General features: G+C 74.2%; 15 protein-coding genes. 6 read left to right on the top strand and 9 right to left on the bottom strand.

What is annotated here, in order from left to right:
- On the bottom strand, positions 1 to 1,398 hold the full coding sequence (locus ABZ354_RS05480; RefSeq protein ID WP_358653730.1) for a hypothetical protein: 1,398 nt from the start codon (positions 1,396 to 1,398) through the stop codon (positions 1 to 3).
- A 504-nt stretch (positions 1,399 to 1,902) separates the two neighbouring features.
- Positions 1,903 to 3,039, bottom strand: coding sequence for a mechanosensitive ion channel family protein (locus ABZ354_RS05475; RefSeq protein WP_358653729.1), 1,137 nt, complete (start codon positions 3,037 to 3,039; stop codon positions 1,903 to 1,905).
- A 318-nt stretch (positions 3,040 to 3,357) separates the two neighbouring features.
- On the opposite strand from ABZ354_RS05475, the gene ABZ354_RS05470 reads away from it, so the two are divergent.
- Positions 3,358 to 3,894, top strand: coding sequence for an HNH endonuclease (locus ABZ354_RS05470; RefSeq protein WP_358653243.1), 537 nt, complete (start codon positions 3,358 to 3,360; stop codon positions 3,892 to 3,894).
- An 86-nt stretch (positions 3,895 to 3,980) separates the two neighbouring features.
- On the opposite strand, the gene ABZ354_RS05465 is transcribed toward ABZ354_RS05470, so the two are convergent.
- Genes ABZ354_RS05465 through ABZ354_RS05455 form a run of 3 tightly spaced genes read right to left on the bottom strand, consistent with a single transcriptional unit; the run spans position 3,981 to position 6,555 of the window.
- Complete coding sequence (locus ABZ354_RS05465; RefSeq protein ID WP_358653241.1) at positions 3,981 to 5,309, bottom strand: ABC transporter permease; 1,329 nt, start codon at positions 5,307 to 5,309, stop codon at positions 3,981 to 3,983.
- Positions 5,306 to 6,025: an ATP-binding cassette domain-containing protein gene (locus ABZ354_RS05460; RefSeq protein ID WP_358653239.1), complete on the bottom strand. Its 720-nt coding sequence runs from the start codon at positions 6,023 to 6,025 to the stop codon at positions 5,306 to 5,308. Before ABZ354_RS05460 ends, ABZ354_RS05465 begins: the two co-directional genes overlap by 4 nt.
- Positions 6,022 to 6,555 (bottom strand): PadR family transcriptional regulator, encoded by a 534-nt coding sequence (locus ABZ354_RS05455; protein ID WP_358653238.1) that lies wholly within the window; start codon positions 6,553 to 6,555, stop codon positions 6,022 to 6,024. The genes ABZ354_RS05460 and ABZ354_RS05455 overlap by 4 nt, the downstream gene beginning before the upstream one ends.
- A gap of 759 nt (positions 6,556 to 7,314) precedes the next feature.
- Between ABZ354_RS05455 and ABZ354_RS05450 the strand changes: the two genes are divergently transcribed.
- Complete coding sequence (locus ABZ354_RS05450; RefSeq protein ID WP_358653236.1) at positions 7,315 to 7,482, top strand: hypothetical protein; 168 nt, start codon at positions 7,315 to 7,317, stop codon at positions 7,480 to 7,482.
- Between the two features lie 169 nt (positions 7,483 to 7,651).
- On the opposite strand, the gene ABZ354_RS05445 is transcribed toward ABZ354_RS05450, so the two are convergent.
- The gene (locus tag ABZ354_RS05445) at positions 7,652 to 10,603 is read right to left on the bottom strand and encodes a beta-N-acetylglucosaminidase domain-containing protein (protein WP_358653234.1); all 2,952 of its coding nucleotides are present in this window, start codon (positions 10,601 to 10,603) and stop codon (positions 7,652 to 7,654) included.
- 393 nt (positions 10,604 to 10,996) lie between these two features.
- Here ABZ354_RS05445 and ABZ354_RS05440 point away from each other — a divergent pair, with 393 nt between their 5' ends.
- From ABZ354_RS05440 to ABZ354_RS05430, 3 genes are all read left to right on the top strand, one after another.
- A complete protein-coding gene (locus ABZ354_RS05440) occupies positions 10,997 to 11,299 on the top strand; it encodes a hypothetical protein (RefSeq protein WP_358653232.1) in 303 nt (100 codons plus the stop codon).
- Positions 11,300 to 13,612: a 4-alpha-glucanotransferase gene (malQ, locus tag ABZ354_RS05435; RefSeq protein ID WP_358653231.1), complete on the top strand. Its 2,313-nt coding sequence runs from the start codon at positions 11,300 to 11,302 to the stop codon at positions 13,610 to 13,612. It begins immediately after the preceding gene.
- Between the two features lie 111 nt (positions 13,613 to 13,723).
- Positions 13,724 to 13,993 carry a hypothetical protein gene (locus ABZ354_RS05430; RefSeq protein WP_358653229.1) on the top strand — a complete coding sequence of 90 codons (270 nt, stop codon included), beginning with the start codon at positions 13,724 to 13,726 and terminating at the stop codon, positions 13,991 to 13,993.
- Positions 13,994 to 14,125: 132 nt separating this feature from the next.
- On the opposite strand, the gene ABZ354_RS05425 is transcribed toward ABZ354_RS05430, so the two are convergent.
- Together ABZ354_RS05425 and ABZ354_RS05420 are read right to left on the bottom strand one after the other, a co-directional pair.
- The gene (locus ABZ354_RS05425) at positions 14,126 to 14,905 is read right to left on the bottom strand and encodes a GntR family transcriptional regulator (RefSeq protein WP_358653227.1); all 780 of its coding nucleotides are present in this window, start codon (positions 14,903 to 14,905) and stop codon (positions 14,126 to 14,128) included.
- On the bottom strand, positions 14,902 to 15,438 hold the full coding sequence (locus ABZ354_RS05420) for a UTRA domain-containing protein (protein WP_358653727.1): 537 nt from the start codon (positions 15,436 to 15,438) through the stop codon (positions 14,902 to 14,904). Before ABZ354_RS05420 ends, ABZ354_RS05425 begins: the two co-directional genes overlap by 4 nt.
- Before the next feature lie 97 nt (positions 15,439 to 15,535).
- Between ABZ354_RS05420 and ABZ354_RS05415 the strand changes: the two genes are divergently transcribed.
- Complete coding sequence (locus tag ABZ354_RS05415; protein ID WP_358653225.1) at positions 15,536 to 15,985, top strand: ATP-binding protein; 450 nt, start codon at positions 15,536 to 15,538, stop codon at positions 15,983 to 15,985.
- Positions 15,986 to 16,265: 280 nt separating this feature from the next.
- Here the strand turns inward: ABZ354_RS05415 and pepN are convergent, their stop codons facing one another.
- Positions 16,266 to 18,833: an aminopeptidase N gene (gene pepN, locus ABZ354_RS05410; RefSeq protein WP_358653223.1), complete on the bottom strand. Its 2,568-nt coding sequence runs from the start codon at positions 18,831 to 18,833 to the stop codon at positions 16,266 to 16,268.
- Positions 18,834 to 19,090: the final 257 nt, after the last annotated feature.

Here is a 19,090-nt window from a genome sequence, read left to right as displayed (position 1 = left end):
TCACCGATACTCCGACAGCCTGCGGCCGATGCCCAGCACGGCCCCCGCCGCGCCCAGCACGGCGAGCACACCGGCGCCCGACGGCAGGCCCGTCATGGCGTCCAGGCCGTCGCCGGCCGCCGACTCGAACTCCGCCGTCTCGTGTCTCAGCGCGCTGGCCAGGTTGTCGTCCACGCTGTCGAAGCACTCGCCGGTCGCGCCCTTCGCGCCGATCACCTTGTCCAGCGCCGCGTCGTAGTTGCCGTACTCGTCCTGATCGCGGGCGGCCTCGTGGCGCTTCCGCCACTCCGCCATGTTGCTGACGGCCGTCGCGACCGGCTGCTCGCCCGCCCTGTCGTCCGCGAGGCGCCGCGCCTCGGCCAGGCCCTTGCCGAGGAGGCGCATCTCGGTCCGGAAGTCGTGGTCGTAGGCGTCGACCTCGTCCGCGCCGACCTTGACGGTCTCCGCGCCACGCGCCACCAGCGTGAGGTTCTCGTTGCCGCGGGCCTTGAGGGAGGCGATACGGGCGTCGTGCAGCACGTTCAGCGAGCGGACGCCGTGGTCGTAGGAGTCGTCGAGGGACGCCCGCGCGACGCTGTGGCCGACGATCAGCCACAGCAGGACCACCGTCGACGTCGCCGTCGCCGCGACCAGGCCGTGGTTCAGGACGCGGTTCGTGCGGCGGTAGTTGCGGTGCTGGGCCCAGCCGAGCGCGGCCAGCGTGAGCACGCCGAGGCCGATCGCCGCCCAGGGGTAGGGCGTGGCCCGCGCGTAGTCCGCGCGCAGCCGCCGGTTCTCGTCCGTGTACAGGTCCTCCGCGGCCGGGAGCATCTGCTGGTGCATCTTCTCGTTGGCGTACCGCAGGTAGGCGCCGCCGACCGGGTAACCCTGGCGGTTGTACGTCCTGGCCCGCTCCACGAGGCCCTTGTACTCGGGCAGCAGGCGGTTGAGCCGGGCGATCGTCTGCGCGGAGGGTGAACCGGGCTCGGAGTTCGCCGCGGCGTTGACGAGTTTGTCGGCCGCCGTGCGGATGTCCTTCTCGTAGCTGTCGCGGGAGGCCTTGGGCTCCTGCCCGCCGGCGAGGAAGCCGCTGGAGGCGGCGGTGTTGGCGTCGGCGAGGGAGCGGTAGATGTCGGCCGCGTCGGAGCTGAGGGGCTGGCTGCGGTGCAGGACGGCGTCGGCGGCGGACGCGCGGTCGCCGGTCTGCCAGGCGGTGACGGCGCCGAACGCGACGACGAGCACGGCGAGCACGGCACCGATGACGCGCAGCCGGCCGGGCTCGGTGGTCGCGGCCGTACGCAGCCGGTCCGCGCCCTCGGCGAGGGCGGTGCGGCGAGGCGCGGCGGGGGCACCGCGGCCGGACGCTGCGCCGGGGCGGCCGGCCGCGGTGCCGGAACGCTGGGGCGGGACGGCCGGCAGGACGGGCGCGCCGCTGGGCGGGCCGTCGGCACCGGCGGCACTGGCGGTGGGGTCCGGGCGCCCCCGGCCCGGTGGCGCCGTGCTGTTCGTCGGCGGCTGCGTCACTGCTGACCTCCCCCATGGTCATCCGTCGCGGCAAGTATCGCCGCCGGGACCGGCATCCGCACCGGGCTTCACTGGATCTTGCTCGGATCCGGCGCGGTTCCCCCATGAATCCAGTGGGTCCCTTGAGGGATACGCCGGAGGAAACCCTTCGGTTCCCCCGGAGGAAGACCGGCCTGTTCCAGGAGGCCCGTCAACCAGCCTCCGCGTCCATCGGTTTTCGAGCCGGTTTTCCGGCGGGAGGTGCCGAAGGGGTTCGGGGCCCAGGACGCAGACGGGGGCGACGGGACCGGTGGCGAGCCGGGTCGCCCACGTCCGCCGGGAACTTACGGCCGGCGGAACGCGGGCTGCCGCGGACGGGACGACGCCAGGGGTACGCGCGTCGCCCTCCGGGCGCGGGGTCTACTTCGTCGTACTGGGCGGCGGAGTCAGCGGGGACGCCGCCACCGACTGGGGCGAGGCGGTGCTCGCGTAGGCCGAGGGGGCCGCCATCCCGGCCGTCGGGTCGGCGGCCGGGGCCGCGTCCTCGGCCGCCGTGGGGCCACCGACGATGCGGATGCCGGCCGCGTCGAAGGCCCGCTTGACGCGCCAGCGCAGTTCGCGCTCCACCGTGAGCGACTTGCCCGGCATGGTCTTGGCGGAGACCCGGACCACCATCGAGTCCAGCAGCACGCTGTCCAGGCCGAGGACCTCGACCGGACCCCACAGCATCTCGTTCCAGGGCTCCTCCTTGCCCAGCTTGGCGCCGACCTCGGTGAGGGCGGCCCGCACCTCGTCCAGGTCCCCGTCGGAGCGGACGGTCACGTCGACACCGGCCGTGGCCCAGCCCTGCGAGAGGTTGCCGATGCGCTTCACCTCGCCGTTGCGGACGTACCAGATCTCGCCGCTGTCGCCACGCAGCTTCGTCACCCGCAGGCCCACCTCGATGACCTCGCCGGAGGCGACGCCCGCGTCGATGGAGTCGCCCACGCCGTACTGGTCCTCGAGGATCATGAAGACGCCGGAGAGGAAGTCCGTGACCAGGTTGCGGGCGCCGAAGCCGATCGCCACGCCCGCGACCCCGGCGGACGCCAGCAGCGGGGCGAGGTTGATCTGGAACGTGCCCAGCACCATCAGGGCGGCCGTGCCCAGGATCACGAAGCCGGCCATGGAGCGCAGGACCGAGCCGATGGCCTGCGAGCGCTGCCTGCGCCGCTCGGCGTTCACCAGCAGACCGCCGAGCGGGGAGCCGTCGACGGACTGCGCCGTGCGGCTCATGCGGTCTATCAGCTTGGTGATCGCGCGCCGGACCATCACGCGCAGGACGGTCGCTATCGCCACGATCACGAGCACCCGCAGGCCGATGGCCAGCCACGTCGACCAGTTCTCCTCGACCCAGCCCGCGGCGTTCGTCGCGTGCTCCTGGGCCTTGTGCAGCGAAGGGACGACGGGCGCCGGGCTTCCGGCCGGGGACGTACTCCCGGACGGGGACGGCGACGGCGAACCGGCGGCCGTCAGGACGGCGGCGGACAGGGACACGGCAGGTACCTCCAGATGCAGCGGTCTGCCTCCGGCGCGGGGGGCCACGGGGTCCACGGTGGTCCAGGTCACGGAAAGGTCACCGGAAGGGCAGGTTTCACCACACTAACGGGGCATCGCGTGCCGATCGGCGTCATGGTGCGGGAACAGACCGTGCCCATTCATACGATGAACAGGTGGGATGAAAGCCGCATCATTCGGGGGATGAATGAGATGTGGTCGAAAACACTCCCAGCCCGTTACCGGGACATGGTGGCGCGTCCACCAGGCATGAGGGGAGACTGACTACGAAATCGTCCCGGCGCGAGCCACGCGCCGCCGGCGTACAAGGAGGCATCCGTGCCGCATGTCCTGGTCCTCAACGCGTCGTACGAGCCACTCGGCGTCGTACCGCTCCGCCGCGCGCTCGTCCTCGTCCTCGAGAACAAGGCCGTATGCCTCGAGGAGTCCGGCGCCCATGTGCACAGCGCGACCGTCACAGTCCCCGCACCCAGCGTGGTCCGGCTCAAGCGATTCGTCCGGGTTCCCTACCGGGGCCCCGTTCCTCTCACCCGTCGGGCGCTGTTCGCCCGTGACGGCGGCCGGTGCATGTACTGCGGTGGTGTCGCAACCAGCGTCGACCACGTCATCCCGCGCAGCCGCGGGGGCAAACACGTCTGGGACAACGTGGTGGCGTCCTGCCGCCGCTGCAACCACGTGAAGGCCGACCGTCATCTGTTCGAGCTGGGCTGGCGGCTGCGCCACAAACCCGCCCCGCCCACCGGCCTGGCCTGGCGCATCATCGGCACGGGTCACAGGGATCCGCGCTGGCTGCCGTACCTGCAGCCGTTCGGCGCGGACGACGCCCTGGCCCGGATCGACGGCATTTCCGCCTGACGAGGATCCGGGCCTTCGTGTTGCCGGGCCCGCCCGGCCCGGAGCCCGGCCCGGGGACCTGAGCGCCCCGGGCCGGGCTCGCGCCGTCACATGTGGCGCAGCTCCGCCGGGTGCGCCGTGCGGCGCAGCAGCGGCAGCGCGGTCGCGGCGGCCAGCAGGCAGCAGGCGTACACGCCGACGGGTACGAGGAGCGCCGCCCACGGCAGGGACCCGCCACCGGCGACGAGCGCGTAGCCCGAGCCGATCGCCATGCCCGCGACACCCGCCACCAGCACCGTCGGTGCCAGCGGCAACGCCGTCTCCAGGAGCATTGCCCGGCCCAGCACCTGGTGCGGCACCCCGGCCGCGGCCTGCGCGGCGAGGCCCCCGCGGCGGGCCGCGACCGATTCGGCGGTGCCGACGGCGAGACCGGACAGCGTGATGGCCAGGGCGACGCCGAATGCCGCAGTCGTGAGACCGATGCCCGTGGTGTAGAAGGAGCGGTTCGCCACCGGCAGGCTGTCCAGCAGCGCCTCCCGGACGCCCACGAAGGCCGTCCCGGCGACGGTCGCCAGCAGCACCGCCGCATGCGTACGGGCCTGGGCCCACGGGTCCTCGCGCAGCCGTTCCGCCGCGATCAGCACCGCGGGGCGGTCCGTGCGGCCGGCGAGCACCCGCCCGGTCAGGCGTGCCGTCGCGCCCGCCAGCCACAGCACGAGCGCCCCGGCCGGCACCACCAGGGGCAGCACCAGTGCGGGCGACGAACCGGGCCCGCCCGGCGACCGGCCGTCGTGCGTCACGGCGTACGAGAGACCCGCCACGGCGACCGACAGCAGCAGCACCGCCAGGAACACCGGGACGGCACGGCCCCGCGGACGCACCCGGCGCACCGTGCCCAGCGGTGAGGCCACCACCCGGCGCAGCGCGAGGACGCTCACCAGCGCGCCGAGTGCCGGCACCGCGAGCAGCACCACCGCGAAGCCCGCCCAGGCGGTGGCGGGCGCGTCCGGCCACCGGGTCCGTACCAGCACCGCGCAGCACGCCGCCGCGAGGGCCGAGCCCGCCAGGCACGTCAGCCCCGTCTCGGCGGCGGCGATCCGGCGCACCTGACCCGGCGAGGCGCCGGCCAGCCGCAGCCGGGCCAGCCGCCGGTCCCGGTGGACCGCCCCGATCCGGGCGCACTGGCCGAGGAAGCCGAACGCCGGCACCAGCAAGAGCAGCAGCCCGACGACGATGCCCTGCCGCTCGCCGGGACGGTCCAGCAGACCGTTCGCGAACGGCACGGGCCGTCGGCCGCGCAGCGAGACGACCGCCACGGCCGCCAGCGCGAGCCCCGTCGCGAGCAGCGCGCCCACCCCGGTGAGCGCGACGCGCCACCCCTCGCGCCGGCCGGAGCCCCGCACCAGCTGCCAGGCCAGCCGCAGGTCGCCCGTCACCACGTCACCCCCGTCGTCACCGCGGCCCCGGTCACGACCGCGCCGTCCCGCAGCGACAGCTCACGGTCCGCGTACGCCGCGACCTGCGCGTCGTGCGTGATCAGCAGTACCGCGGTGCCCGCCTCCCTGGCGGTGTGCACCAGGGCCGTCATCACCTGCTCGCCCGCCAGTGAGTCCAGCGCACCGGTCGGCTCGTCCGCGAACACCACGCGCGGCCCGGTGACCAGGGCCCGCGCGAGCGCCGCCCGCTGCGCCTGGCCGCCGCTCATCTCGCCCGGCCGCAGGTCGCCCCGGCCGCGCACCCCGAACCGTTCCAGCCACTCACCGGCGCGCTGCCGTGCCCGGGCGCGGGCCGTGCCGGCCAGCAGCAGGGGCAGGGCCACGTTGTCGAGGACGGTGAGCTCGGGGATGAGCTGCCCGAACTGGAAGACCACTCCGAAGTCGGTGCGGCGCAGCTCGCTCAGCCGCGCCTCCGGCAGGCCGTCCAGGCGCTGCCCGTCGTACGTCACCGAGCCGCCGTCCGGGCGGACGATGCCCGCGAGGCAGTGCAGCAGCGTCGACTTTCCGCTGCCGCTGGCCCCGGTGACGGCGAGGACCTCGCCCGCCCGCAGCTCGGCCGAGGCGCCGCGCAGGGCGTCGCTCCTGCCGTACGTCTTGACGAGATCCCGGGCCGCGAGGAGCGGTTCCCGGGCGTCTCGGGGCGCCGTGTCGTTCATGTGGGGTCGACCTCCGCGGTCAGGGTGGACAGCCGGGCCGCCGTGGTGGTCATCCAACGGAGGTCGGCGTCGAGGTGGTTGAGGGCGTAGTCCGCCGAGAGCACGGTCGCCAGGTCGGCGGCGGGCGAGGTCTTGACGGCCGTCAGCTCCCGCATCCGCGCCATGTGGGCGGCGCGCTGGGCCCGGAGATAGGCGGCGGGGTCGCCGCCGCCGAGGATCGAGACGACGACCTTCGCGAAGATCTCGTTCGTCACGAAGGGCGCGGGCGGCGCGATCTCGGCCGCCCAGCGGGCGAGTTCACGGGTGCCGTCGGGTGTCGACCGGTAGGCGGTGCGCTCCGGTCCGCCCTCCGATCCGGTGCCGTCGACCTCGGCGAGGCCGTCCCGGACCAGGCGTTGCAGCGTCGTGTAGACCTGCCCGTAGGCCACCGGGCGGGCCTGCGGGAAGCGTTCGTCGTGCCGTCGCTTCAGGTCGTAGCCATGGCTCGGCCCCGAGGCGAGCAGCCCCAGCAGGATGTGGCGGGTGCTCATGGAGATCAGTATGCACTGAGTACATGTACGGAGTGAATAGTGGGCGGAGTCCGGTCTCCGGGATGGGGGAGAGCCTCGGCCGCCCGGGTGGTGTGCCGGTGGCGTCCGTCGGCGGACGCGGCGGACGCGGTGGGCGCGGTGTGCGGCGCTGCGAGCGAGGGTCTCTCGACCCTCCTGCCTCCCGGCGCCGCGCCGCACGCCGCCGCTCCGTTGCCGTACCCGTACTCCGTCCGGGTCCGTCTTCCCTGGTCAGGTCGGCGCCTGCGGCCCCAATGCGGCGTCACTGCAGTAGGTGTGCGTGGTGCGGGCCGCGTGCGGCGTGGCAGCCCGGACAGACGGACCCCCGCGACCGTGCGACCGGTCCGGGGGCACGAACCACCCGAGGAAGCAGGAAGCCGTCATGTACCTAACAGGATTGCCCGAACGGGTGGGAGCGGTGTTCCGGCGACATGCCCCCGGCAGGCACAGCCGTACGGCGATGCCTCCTCAGGCACGCCCCGCGCGCTTCCCCCGGCCCTCGCCCTCCGTCCACGGCGCCCGCCCGGCCGCCGCCCCCGGGCACGCCCGCGGGCGGCACACGCCGGGCACGCCGACGGCCCGCCCGCGCGGCCCCCTCCCGACCCCGCCGCCCGATGACCGCACGCGCCGCGGCGCTCCGCCGCGGCGCTGCGCCGCGCCGCGCACCCCGGCCGGGCGAGACACCGAGGGCGGGCCGGCGCGTCCCGTCCCGGCGCGTTCGTCCCGGAGTAGTGAGGCGTGATGCACGACTGCGCGCAGTGCCGGGAACTCGAAGCGCTCAAGGCGTCCACCCGCGACAGGAGCCTGCAAGTGGACTGCGCCGTCCTCCTGCGCCGTCACCCGGACCACACCCCCTACCCGGCCTCCGTCGTCCGGGCCCTGCGCACCGCGCGGGGAGGAGGCCGGTGAGCCCCCGCCGGAGCCGGCACGACGCCAGGACCGGCACGCCGCACCGCGACCCCGTGGCGCGGGCCGGCGTTCCCACCGCCGTGCCTCCGCGCCCCGGGAGCGGCGGCCGGGCACGGACCGTGCCCGTGGCGGACGTCCAGCCGGTGACGGAGGCCGGGACACGGAGGCCTCAGCCGGCCCCGTCCTGCCCTTCCGCGACCGCGTACGCCTCCACCGACCACAGCGAGTAGCCGTACCGTGTCGCCCGCCTGTCACCCTGTACGCGTACGTACCGCACGTCCGGCTCGTCCATCCGGAGCGACTCCCGGCCCCCCTCGCCGTCCCGGACGGTCGTCGCCGTGCGCCAGCGGCGGCCGTCGGGGGAGACCTGGACGCGGTAGGCGGCGGCGTAGGCGTCCTGCCAGTGCAGGACCACGCGGCCGAGCCGGACCGGGCGGGGCAGTTCCAGCTGCCACCAGGCGCCGTCCTCCGGAGGGGACGACCAGCGGGTCGAGTCGTCGCCGTCGTTGGCCGCCGACGCCGGGAAGGCGGGCGTCTCGTCGGCCGACGAACGCGCCGTCGCGGTGCGCGCCAGGTCGGGCCCGTCCGTGCGCGGGAACGCCCGCACGATGAGGGTCCGCGTCACGCCCCCGAAGGCGATCCGGATGTCGTACGACCGGGCCGGCGAGCCCGCCGCCACGCTCACCTCGACCGGGACGTCCACCGTCGTGCCGCGCGGCAGCGTCAACGGGGCCTCCGGGAGCCGCACGCGGACGCCCTCCGGGGCCTTCGCCGTCAGCCTGCCGCTCACGTCGGACGGGCGCAGCGAACCGAGGTGCGCCGTCAGGTGCTCCCCGCCGCCGATCTCCACGTCCGTCCGCTCCCGCGTCAGCTCCATGGACACGTCGGGGGAGTCGCCGAACCACGGCACCACATGCCGTATGCCGCCCGGCCCGGCGCCGGTGACGCGCACGGCGTCGGCGGGCAGCCGCGCGGGCGCCTCCGTGGCACCCGCCCCGTCCAGCCGGCCCACCCGGCGCCAGCCCTCGCCCGGCACATGGATCTCGACGTCGCCCTCGGTGCCCGGCTCGGCCAGCACCGTCACGGCCGTCAGGGGCCTGGCCCGCGGGAAACGTACCGTGTGGTCCCCGGCCTCCGCGTCCCGCGGCTCCTGCGCGCCGCCCGTGCCGCTCCCGTCGCTCGCCGCCGGTTCGTGGTCGATGCCCGTCCACGCCCGGTACGCCTTCCGCGCCCGGCTCAGGAACGGGTCCAGTACGCCCTTGCCGACCGTCACGCGGGCCGAGCCCAGCCGCTCCCGCTGGCCGCCCAGCCTGCGGTACGCCGTCCAGGCCGCCGCCGCGTCGCCCGAGCGCTGCGCCCGCAGCATGTCCAGCGCCGTCGTGCCGGCCTCGCCGTAACGGGCCAGCTGCTCGGCCCACGGCGCGACCTCCCGGCCCAGCGCCGTGCCGGACAGCCGACCGGGCAGCTCCCGCAGGACACCGAAGGCATCCCTCAGACGGTCCTCCTGACGGAGGGCGGCGCGGTTCGCCGCCCTCGCGCGCGCGTGCCAGTACGCCTCCATCAGCGGACGCAGATACGCCGACTCGTCCCCGCCCAGCACCGACGACGCGTCGTTCCCGGCCAGCGCCGCCAGAGCCTCCTCGCGGCCCTCGTCGCCCGCCGACAGGTCGTCGATCGCCGCCCGCCAGGACTCCCGCGGCCGGTACGCGCGCGGGTTCCACGCGTAGTCGGCGGCCGTGAACAGCGGGATGCGGGACGCCTCCGGCTGCTCCATCGCGTTGGCCAGCAGGGCGGCCGAACCGGTCGCAACGGCCGGTTCGCGGCCCTGGTAGGGGCCCAGGAAGACCCGGCCGGGCGCGTAGTCGTTGACCGGGTAGTTGTCCATCGTGACCAGCGGATGCCGGCCGAAGGCCGCCCGCGCACCGGCCAGTTCCCGGCCCGTGATCGTGCGGGGCACCACGCCCACACCGGTCCACGCCACCTCGACGCCCGCCGCCAGCTCACCCGCCAGCGCCCTCCGGTACGGCGTCGCACCGTCCTCGTAGTACTCCGTCGGCATCAGGGACAGGGCGGGGGAACCTGGGTGACGGGCTGCCAGGTGCCGTGCCACCGCGTTCGCCACCCGCGCCTGCGCCCGCGCCGCCGCCCCGGGTCCCGAACCGAACCGTGCGGCGTCCGCGTCGCAGTGCCACTCGCTGTAGCTGACGTCCTGGAACTGCAGCTGGAAGGCGCGGAAACCCAGCGCCCACATCGCGTCCAGCTTGCGCGTCAGCGCCCGCACGTCCTGGTCCGACGCGAAACACAGCGCCTGACCCGGCGACACCGCCCAGCCCGGCGTCACATGGTTCGCGCGGGCCCGCTCCGCCAGCTCCCGGAACTGCGCGCGCCGCTCGGCCGGGTACGGCTCACGCCAGCGCGCCTGCCGGTGCGGGTCCTCGCCGGGTGCGTACAGGTACCGGTTCTGCTTCGTACGGCCCATGAAGTCCAGCTGCGCCAGGCGCTGCGCGTGCGTCCACGGGGTGCCGTAGAAGCCCTCCGTGATGCCGCGTACGGCGGTGCCCGGCCAGTCGCGCACCTCCACGGCCGCGACCGTGCCGTCCTCGCGCACCAGCTGCCGCAGCGTCTGCACGGCGTGGAACAAGCCGTCCGGGCCCGCGCCCACCAGCACGATGCCGCCGGGGCCGGGGCCGGGGCCCGCGTCGCCCGCGACGGTCAGGAGGTAGCCGCCGGGCGGCAGCTCGTGCCGCGGGTCCCCGTGCGACCTCTCCCGGCCCGCCCGCACCACCAGCGCGCCCGCGGGCAGGGGCTCACCGGCGGCGACCTCGGTGATCCGGCGCGCGCCCGCCTCCCGCAGCAGCGCCCGGAGCGCCGCCAGGGCGTGACGGTCCGCCGTGCCCTCCGCGACCAGCGCGACCTCGTCCGTGACCGCGACGGGCGCGCCGTTCGCCCGCAGCGACTGGGGGCGCGGCCACACCGAGACCTCCGGGCCGGCCGAGTCCGGCGAGGTGGTGGCCGTACCGGGGGAGGGCGGCGCCGCCACGGCGCCGGGTGCCGCGCCCAGCGTGCCGGTGACGACGGCGAACGCGAGGGCCGCCGCCCTCTTCCCACGCCCGAACTGCACGAGCCCCCTCCTCGTCGCTCCACGTGCCCCGCGTGCTCCACGCGCCCCACGCGCTCCCCGTGGTTCCGGGTGACTCCGCTCCACGCGGCGCGGGCCTCACATTGCGCCGCGTGCAGGTGCCTGTCACGGAGAGCACACGGCTCCGAGCCCACCATCCGTGCGGTGAAGGTGTCAACGACACGGGCGTGTGTGGGGGCGTTTGCCCCTGACTGGGAGGTGGGCAAGGCTGAAAGATGTGACCAGGAACACGATGTCCGGCTCAAGGCGCCTGCCCTCGCGCGCACTGGGTAAGGGCTGCATCAGCCCCCGGGTCGCCCGCCCGCCAGAACGAGCACCCCGCACCCCGTGACGACCCACCACCCGCACAGAAGCCGTGCCCACAAGGAGACCACCGTGGCTGTTCCGGTTCGCGTACCGATCCCCACCCCGTCCAAACCCGTGGCGGAGCCGTCCGCCGACATCGACACCACACGCGTGTGCGTGTTCAGCGCGGAGGGAAACTGCGCCGAGGCCCCGCTGACCAGCGAGCCGCCGCTGCCCGACGCCGAGCCCCTCACCAGCGAGCCGCCGCTCGCCGACGCCGCCCCGCTGGCCAGCGAGCCGGACACCTACCCGGAGGCGTCGTACCCGGACTACCCGGGCCACGACTACCAGGACTTCCCCGACAGCCCGGACCTGCTGCGCCCGGAGCCCTAGATGGCAGCGCCCGAGCCGGCCGAGCCCCCCGCCGAGGAACTGTCGCGGCTCGCCGGCCTGCACGGCGTCGCCACCTCCTACAGCCCCTCCCCGGACCGTACGGTCACGGCCTCGGCCACCGCGATCACCGCCGCCCTCGGGGCGCTCGGCGTCGACGCGAGCGGCCCCGCGGCCGTACGGGCCGCGCTGGCCGTCCGGGAGCGGGAACTGCGCGAGCGGCTGCTGCCGCCGGCCGTGGTGTGCTGGAACACCGCGGAACCCACCGCGCCGGCCGCCCTGGCCACCCTGCCCGCCGGCACCCGGCTGCGGATCGAGACCGAACAGGGCGAGACCCGTCAAGGCGAGATCCACCGGGGCGAGACCCACCCGGGCGGGGCCCGCGCCGTCGCCGCACACCTCCCGCCCGGTGTCCACCGGCTCACCGCCACCGCCCCCGACGGCCGCACCGCCACCGCCCACCTGATCGCCGCCCCGCCCCGGCTGCCCACGCCGCCCGAGCGCTCGTACGGCCTCCTCGTCCAGCTGTACTCCGTCCTGTCCCGCCGCTCCTGGGGCATGGGCGACCTCGGTGACCTCGCCGAGCTGACCGCCTGGGCCGGGCGCACCGTCGGCGCCGGATTCGTGCAGGTCAACCCGCTGCACGCGGCCGTGCCCGGCGGCGGTGCCCCCACCGACCCCTCCCCGTACCGGCCCTCCTCGCGACGCTTTCCCGACCCGGTGCACCTGCGCGTCGAAGACGTCCCCGAGTTCGCCCGCGTCGCCGGCTCCGACCGGGTGCGCGGCCTGCTCGACCGTGCCGCCCTGCTGCGCCGGGCCGTCCTCGGCCACGGCGCCCTCATCGACCGCGACGCCGTGTGGGAACTGAAGCGGCAGGCGCTGGAAATAATCCTCGACGTGCCGCTCGCCCCCGCGGGACGGGCCCCCTACGACGACTTCGTGGCCGAGCAGGGCCAGGCCCTGCAGGACCACGCCACCTGGTACGCCCTCGCCGAGGCGCACGGCCCCGACTGGCACCGCTGGCCCGCCGGCCTCCAGGACCCCCGCTCCGCGGAAACGACCCGCGCCCGTACGGACCTGAAGACCCGCGTCGACTTCCACCGCCGGCTCGCCTGGCTCACCGACGCCCAGCTCACCGCCGCCCAGCGCACCGCCCGCGAGGCCGGCATGCCCGTCGGGATCGTGCACGACCTCGCCGTCGGCGTGCATCCCGGCGGCGCCGACGCCTGGGCCCAGCAGGACCACTTCGCCGCCGGCATGTCCGTCGGCGCCCCGCCCGACGCCTTCAACGCCCGCGGCCAGGACTGGGGCCTGCCGCCCTGGCGCCCCGACCGCCTCGCCGCATCCGGCTACGAGCCCTTCCGCCGCCTGCTGCGCGCCCTGTTCCGCTACGCGGGCGCCCTCCGCATCGACCACGTCATGGGCCTCTTCCGCCTGTGGTGGGTCCCCCACGACCGGCCGCCCACCGAGGGCACCTACGTCCGCTACGACGCCGACGCCATGCTCGCCGTCCTCGTCCTGGAGGCCTCCCGCGCCGGGGCCGTCGTCATCGGCGAGGACCTCGGCACGGTGGAGGCGGGCGTACGGGAGAGGCTGCGCGAACGCGGCGTGCTCGGCACCTCGGTGCTGTGGTTCGAACGGGACTGGGACGGCGACGGCCGCCCCCTGGCCCCCGGCCGCTGGCGCGCCGACTGCCTCGCCACCGCCACCACCCACGACCTGCCGCCCACCGCCGCCCGCCTCACCGGCGAGCACGTCGCACTCCGCGACCGCCTCGGCCTGCTCACCCGCCCCGTCGAGCAGGAACGCTCCGAGGCGGCGGCCGACACGGGGGAATGGCTCGCCCGGCTGACCGAACTCGGCCTGCTGCACGACCGGGGCGCCGGGCACGGCACGGATGCCGGGCGCGGCACGGGCACGGGGGTGGACCTCGGCCCGGGCGCCGGGCACGCTACGGGCGTGGACCTCGGCACGGGCGTGGACCTCGGCACGGGCGCCGGCCGTGCCGCGACCGACGAGGAGGCCCGCGTGCAGGCCGTCCACCGGTTCCTGACGCACACCCCGGCCCGCATGATCGGCGTCTGGCTCCCGGACGGCGTGGGCGACCGCCGCCCGCAGAACCTGCCCGGCACGTCCGACCAGTACCCGAACTGGCGCCTCCCCGTCGCCGACGCCGACGGCCGCCCGGTCACCCTGGAGGAACTCACCGCGTCCCCCCGCCTGCGCGCCCTGACGGACGTACTGCGGGAAGGGACGGGCAGAGGAGGAGCGACGGGAGCGGCGGGGGGAGCCGGCCGGCCGGGAAAGACCGAGTGAGGCCCCAGCCGGGGTGGCCCGAGGGCTCCCCGAGGGCGGGGAAACCGGCGGACGGGTTCCGTACGGCACCCCGGGCGCGCGACCCGTTCGGGCGTTCGCTACTTTTGCTGCGTGGACAAGAAGAACGCCCTGCGCGCCGGCGCCCTGGCAGCCGGTACGACGCTGATGATGCTGCTCATGTCGTCCCCCGCGCTCGCTGTCACGCGCGACGACGGTGACGACCCCGGGCCGGGCCTGAGCGTCATCGAGACGCTGGGCTTGTACGTCGTCGCCCCCCTCGGGCTGTTCCTGATCATCACGGCTGCCGTGCTGGTCCTGGACAAGTCGACCATCCGCCACACCAAGCCGAAGACCAAGGCCGAGATCCAGACCCAGGCCTGACACCGGCCGGGCCCGGCACACCCGGCCCGGCACATTCGTCCCGAGGGCGCCGTCCTCGCCGTCGTACGCATGCGCGTGCCGCACGTACGACACCGAGGCCGGCGCCTTTGGCGTGCGCCGAACGCCGTGGACTCAACCGGACGTGAACTCGTACCGCAGCTCGTACAGGTGCCCCGCCTTCACCATGACGGTGGCCTCCACCGGACGGTCCCCGTCGCTCTGCACCACGCGCAGGGTGCGCAGCACTGGCAGGTCACCGGGGAGGCCCAGCCGCCGATACTGCTCCTGGGTGGGGACCCGGGCCGAGACCCGGTCGACACTCAGCCGGGGCGGGAATCCGAGCTCGCGCAGGAGCGTGGGCGTACCGCCGCGGATCTTCCGCGGCTCGGCGAGGGCAGTGCCCCGGGCGATCGCCGAGGGGTAGTACGACGTGACCAGCTCGACCGGTTCGCCGTCGACGGACAAGAGCTGATGACGTGAGACGGCCGGCTCACCCTCACCGAGACGCAGGGCGGCCGCCACGTCGGCCGGGGGACGGGCCTCACACACGTCGAGCAGCGCGCTGTCCGCCCGGCTGCCGGACTCCGCGATCCGACTCAGCCACGGGTACGGCTCTCCTGGGGCGGCGGGTGTGAGGGAGCCCGCCGGGCTGACGGTCAGTTGCCGGTGCGCGCGCACGGTGACGGCGGCCCCGGCACGGCCGACCACCAGCCGCTCCTCCTTCAGAATCTGCAACGCCTTCTGAATCGTGGCGTTGGAGGCGCCGAACCTTTCCTTGAGCCGGGCCGTGGACGGCAGGGCTGCATCGGGCGGAAGGTCGCCGGTCATGATCTCGTCCCGGAGGTCGGCGGCGATGCGCTCGTGGAGTGAGCGGCGGTCCGGGGAATCGGGGCTGGTGAGGGGCATGGTCATCCGATCCGGATCTCGTAGCGCAGTCGCTGCCGGTGGGCCGGCATGGTCATCAGGTCGACCTGGATGGGCCGGTCGCCGCTGTCCAGCGTGACCCGGCTCAGCAGCAGAACCGGCTCGTCCGGCCCCAAATGGAGGGTCTCGCGCTCCTCGTCCCCGGGCACCCGCGCGGTCACGTCCTCCTGGACACGGACACCGACATGCCCCAGCTCGGCGAGAAGACGCACAGTCCCGCCGGGGATCTTCCTCGTCTCGGCGAGAGGTGTGCCCCGGGCGATCTCCACGGGGTAGTAGGTGTCGGTCGACTCGCACGGCACCCCGTCGAATTCGATGACCCGACGCCGTACGACGACGGTGGCATCCGCGTCCACCCCCAGCAGAAGGGCGACGTCCGCCGAGGCCGGGACCTCACCCGCGCACACGATCCGCTGCGTACCCTTCCCACCCCGACTGGCTGCCTCGGCCTGCCACGCGTCGGGCTGTCCGGAGGGTGTCAGATACGTCAACGAGGAACTCACCCATGCGTTGTCTCTCACCATGTCCTCCAGGGTGTGGGCACGACCTTGCCGCTTTACACATTAAGCGACGTGCCTAGGCGTGCAGCCCGCTCAACCTGTCTGCTTTTCGCGAATAGTGGTACGTTTTCGCTGTCTCCGTACACCACTGGAACAAGGCGGTGGTCCGCCCGTGCTTCTGTCACGACAACGTCGATTTCCCCGAGCCCGCGACTCCGTGCGTGCCGCGCGCGCCTTCGCTCTCGAAACGCTCGCCGAGTGGGGCTGCGTCGACCGGTGCGACGACGTACGCCTCTGCGTCTCCGAACTGGCCACGAACGCGCTGCTGCACGGCGTGCCACCGGGCCGTGAGTTCTCCCTGACGCTGGTCGCCGACGGCCCGTTGATCCGGGTAGAGGTGCGGGACAGTGGCGACGGGATACCGCTGACGGGGCGCGGGGAGGTGGAGGACTGCGGCGGCAGAGGGCTCCGCCTCGTCACGGCCCTCGCCGACGATTTCGGCTTCACGCCATGTCCCCCGGGGAAGACGGTCTGGACGGTCTTCAAGGTGCGGGAGGTCACGCGCTGATCCCCCCTCAGGACGAGGGCCGGCCGGGGGGGGGTGCCCCGCATGACCGGGTGTTGCGGCTGTTCCTGCCGCGACAGCCGCGATCTCGTAGGGTCCGGCGAGACGCCTTCGCGTCGCCGGCAGGAGAGCGCGAGACGGAGAGCGACAGCCCTCGGCGGAAGGTCATGACCGCTGCTGAACGCACGTACGGCCCTCGTTTCCTGCCGCCGGCAAAGCCGGCGAAGCCAGGGGCGCCCGGCCTGCTCGATGCCGGGCGCCCCTCGTACGTACCGCCGGCCGGCTAGGCCCCCGCGTCCGCGGTCTGGGCCCGCAGGGCGCGTTCCACGCCCGCGCGGGACTCCGAGACCAGGCGGCGCAGGGCCGCGTTGGGGGCGGCGTCGGTCAGCCAGGTGTCCGTGCGGGTCAGCGTGTCCGCGGAGACCTGGATCGACGGGTACAGGCCGACCGCGATCTGCTGGGCCATCTCGTGGGAGCGGGACTCCCAGATGTCCTTGACCGCCGCGAAGTACCGCTCCGTGTAGGAGGCCAGGAGCTCGCGCTGGTCCGTCTGGACGAAGCCCGCGATCACCGCCTCCTGGAGGGAGTTCGGGAGCTTGTCGGACTCCACGACCGACGCCCACGCCTCCGCCTTGGCCTCCGGCGTCGGGCGTGCCGCGCGGGCCGTCGCCGCGTGGCGTTCGCCCGCCGCCGTCCTGTCCCGCTCGTACTCGGCGGAGATCTCCGCCTCGTCGAACCGGCCCACCGCCGCCAGCCGCTGCACGAACGCCCAGCGCAGCTCCGTGTCCACGGCCAGGCCCTCGACCGTCTGCGAGCCGTCCAGCAGCGCTTCCAGCAGGTCCAGCTGCTCCGGCGTACGGGCCGTCGCCGCGAACGCCCGCGCCCACGCCAGCTGGTGGTCGCTGCCGGCCTCCGCCGCCCGCAGGTGGGCCAGCGTGGCGTCCGTCCAGCGGGTCAGCAGCGCCTCCCGGGCGGACGGGTCGGCGTACTGGTCGATCGCCAGCTTCACCTGCCGGTGCAGCGACTGCACCACGCCGATGTCCGACTCCTTGCCGATCCCGGACAGGACCAGGGACAGGTAGTCGCGGGCCGGGAGTTCCGCGTCCCGCGTCATGTCCCACGCCGACGCCCAGCACAGCGCGCGCGGCAGCGACTCCGTGAAGTCGCCCAGGTGGTCCGTGACCACGGCGAGCGACTGCTCGTCCAGGCGGACCTTCGCGTACGACAGGTCGTCGTCGTTGAGCAGGATCACCGCGGGGCGGGGCCTGCCCGTCAGCTGCGGGACCTGCGTCAGCTCGCCGTCCACGTCCAGCTCGACGCGCTCGCCGCGCACCAGCTTGCCGCTCGCGTCGAGGTCGTAGCAGCCGATGGCGACGCGGTGCGGGCGCAGCGTCGGCTCGCCCTTGGCGCCGGCCGGGAGCGCCGGGGCCTCCTGGCGGATCGCGAAGGACGTGATCAGGTCCGCCCCGTCCGTCTCGATCTCGGGACGCAGGACGTTGATGCCGGCCGTCTCCAGCCACGCCTTCGACCAGGTCTTCAGGTCGCGGCCGGAGGTCTCCTCGAGGGCGCCCAGCAGGTCGGACAGGCGCGTGTTGCCGAACGCGTGGCGCTTGAAGTAGGCCTGCACGCCGTGGAAGAACGCGTCCTCACCGACGTAGGCGACGAGCTGCTTCAGGACGCTCGCGCCCTTGGCGTACGTGATGCCGTCGAAGTTGACGAGCACGTCGTCCAGGTCGCGGATGTCCGCCATGATCGGGTGCGTGGAGGGCAGCTGGTCCTGCCGGTACGCCCACGTCTTCATGGAGTTGGCGAACGTCGTCCACGAGTGCGGCCAGCGCGACCCGGGCGCGTCGGCCTGGCAGGCGGCCTCGGCGTAGGTGGCGAACGACTCGTTCAGCCACAGGTCGTTCCACCACTCCATGGTGACCAGGTCGCCGAACCACATGTGCGCCAGCTCGTGCAGGATCGTCGAGGCCCGCACCTCGTAGGCGGCGTCCGTCACCTTCGACCGGAAGACGTACTGGTCGCGGATGGTCACCGCGCCCGCGTTCTCCATCGCGCCCGCGTTGAACTCCGGAACGAACAGCTGGTCGTACTTGGCGAAGGGGTACGCGTAGTCGAACTTCTCCTGGAACCAGGCGAAGCCCTGCCGCGTGACCTCGAAGATCGCGTCCGAGTCGAGGTACTCGGCGAGCGACGGGCGGCAGTAGATGCCCAGCGGGACGGACTGCCCGTCCTTCTCGTAGGAGCTGTGGACGCTGTGGTACGGGCCGACGATCAGGGCCGTGATGTACGTCGAGATGCGCGGCGTCGGCTCGAACTCCCAGACACTGTCCTTGGGCTCGGGCGTCGGCGAGTTGGAGATGACGGTCCAGCCCTCCGGCGCGCGCACGGTGAACTGGAACGTCGCCTTCAGGTCGGGCTGCTCGAAACTCGCGAACACGCGGCGGGCGTCCGGCACCTCGAACTGGGTGTAGAGGTACGCCTGGTCGTCCACCGGGTCGACGAAGCGGTGCAGGCCCTCGCCGGTGTTGGTGTACGCGCAGTCCGCGACGACACGCAGGACGTTGCGGCCCTGGCGGAGGCCGGGCAGCGCGATCCGCGAGTCGGCGAAGACCACGGCGGGGTCGAGGGCGTCGCCGTTCAGCGTCACCTCGTGGACGGCCGGGGCGACCAGGTCGATGAAGGACTCGGCCCCGTCCTCCGCGACGTCGAAGCGCACCGTGGTCACGGACCTGTAGGTACCGCCCTCCTGCGCGCCGGAGAGGTCGAGATCGATCTCGTACGAGTCAACGGCGAGCAGCTTCGCCCGCTGCTGAGCCTCTTCGCGAGTCAGGTTTGTGCCAGGCACGCGGTCATCTCCTCGGTATGTGTGGGTTCGGACATCCTTCCATGGGCGGGGTCCGGTCCGGGGTGGCCGGTCGCGGTCTCCCGGTCGGCCGTGGTCCACGCCGCCATGGGGATGCCGCGGCAGTCACCACTGGAGCACCAGTACGAACCCGCCTTCGCCGAGTGGGACGAGAGGGGCGGGAGAGGCGAGATCGACGCGGCCCTCCGGTGGCACCTCGCCCCCCGGCCCGTGCGGAAGGGGGCGCCCACCGTTCACCG

This window comes from Streptomyces sp. NPDC005925 (assembly GCF_040638805.1).
Lineage (GTDB): Bacteria > Actinomycetota > Actinomycetes > Streptomycetales > Streptomycetaceae > Streptomyces.
Note: the sequence above shows the minus strand (reverse complement) of the source record. Positions and strands in the feature narration are given on the sequence as shown.

Coding starts and splice junctions, on each gene's coding strand:
- ABZ354_RS05460 (WP_358653239.1), bottom strand. CDS start 6,025: ATGAACGACACGGCGCCCCGAGACGCCCGGGAACCGCTCCTCGCGGCC.
- ABZ354_RS05455 (WP_358653238.1), bottom strand. CDS start 6,555: ATGAGCACCCGCCACATCCTGCTGGGGCTGCTCGCCTCGGGGCCGAGC.
- ABZ354_RS05450 (WP_358653236.1), top strand. CDS start 7,315: ATGCACGACTGCGCGCAGTGCCGGGAACTCGAAGCGCTCAAGGCGTCC.
- malQ (WP_358653231.1), top strand. CDS start 11,300: ATGGCAGCGCCCGAGCCGGCCGAGCCCCCCGCCGAGGAACTGTCGCGG.
- ABZ354_RS05425 (WP_358653227.1), bottom strand. CDS start 14,905: ATGACCATGCCCCTCACCAGCCCCGATTCCCCGGACCGCCGCTCACTC.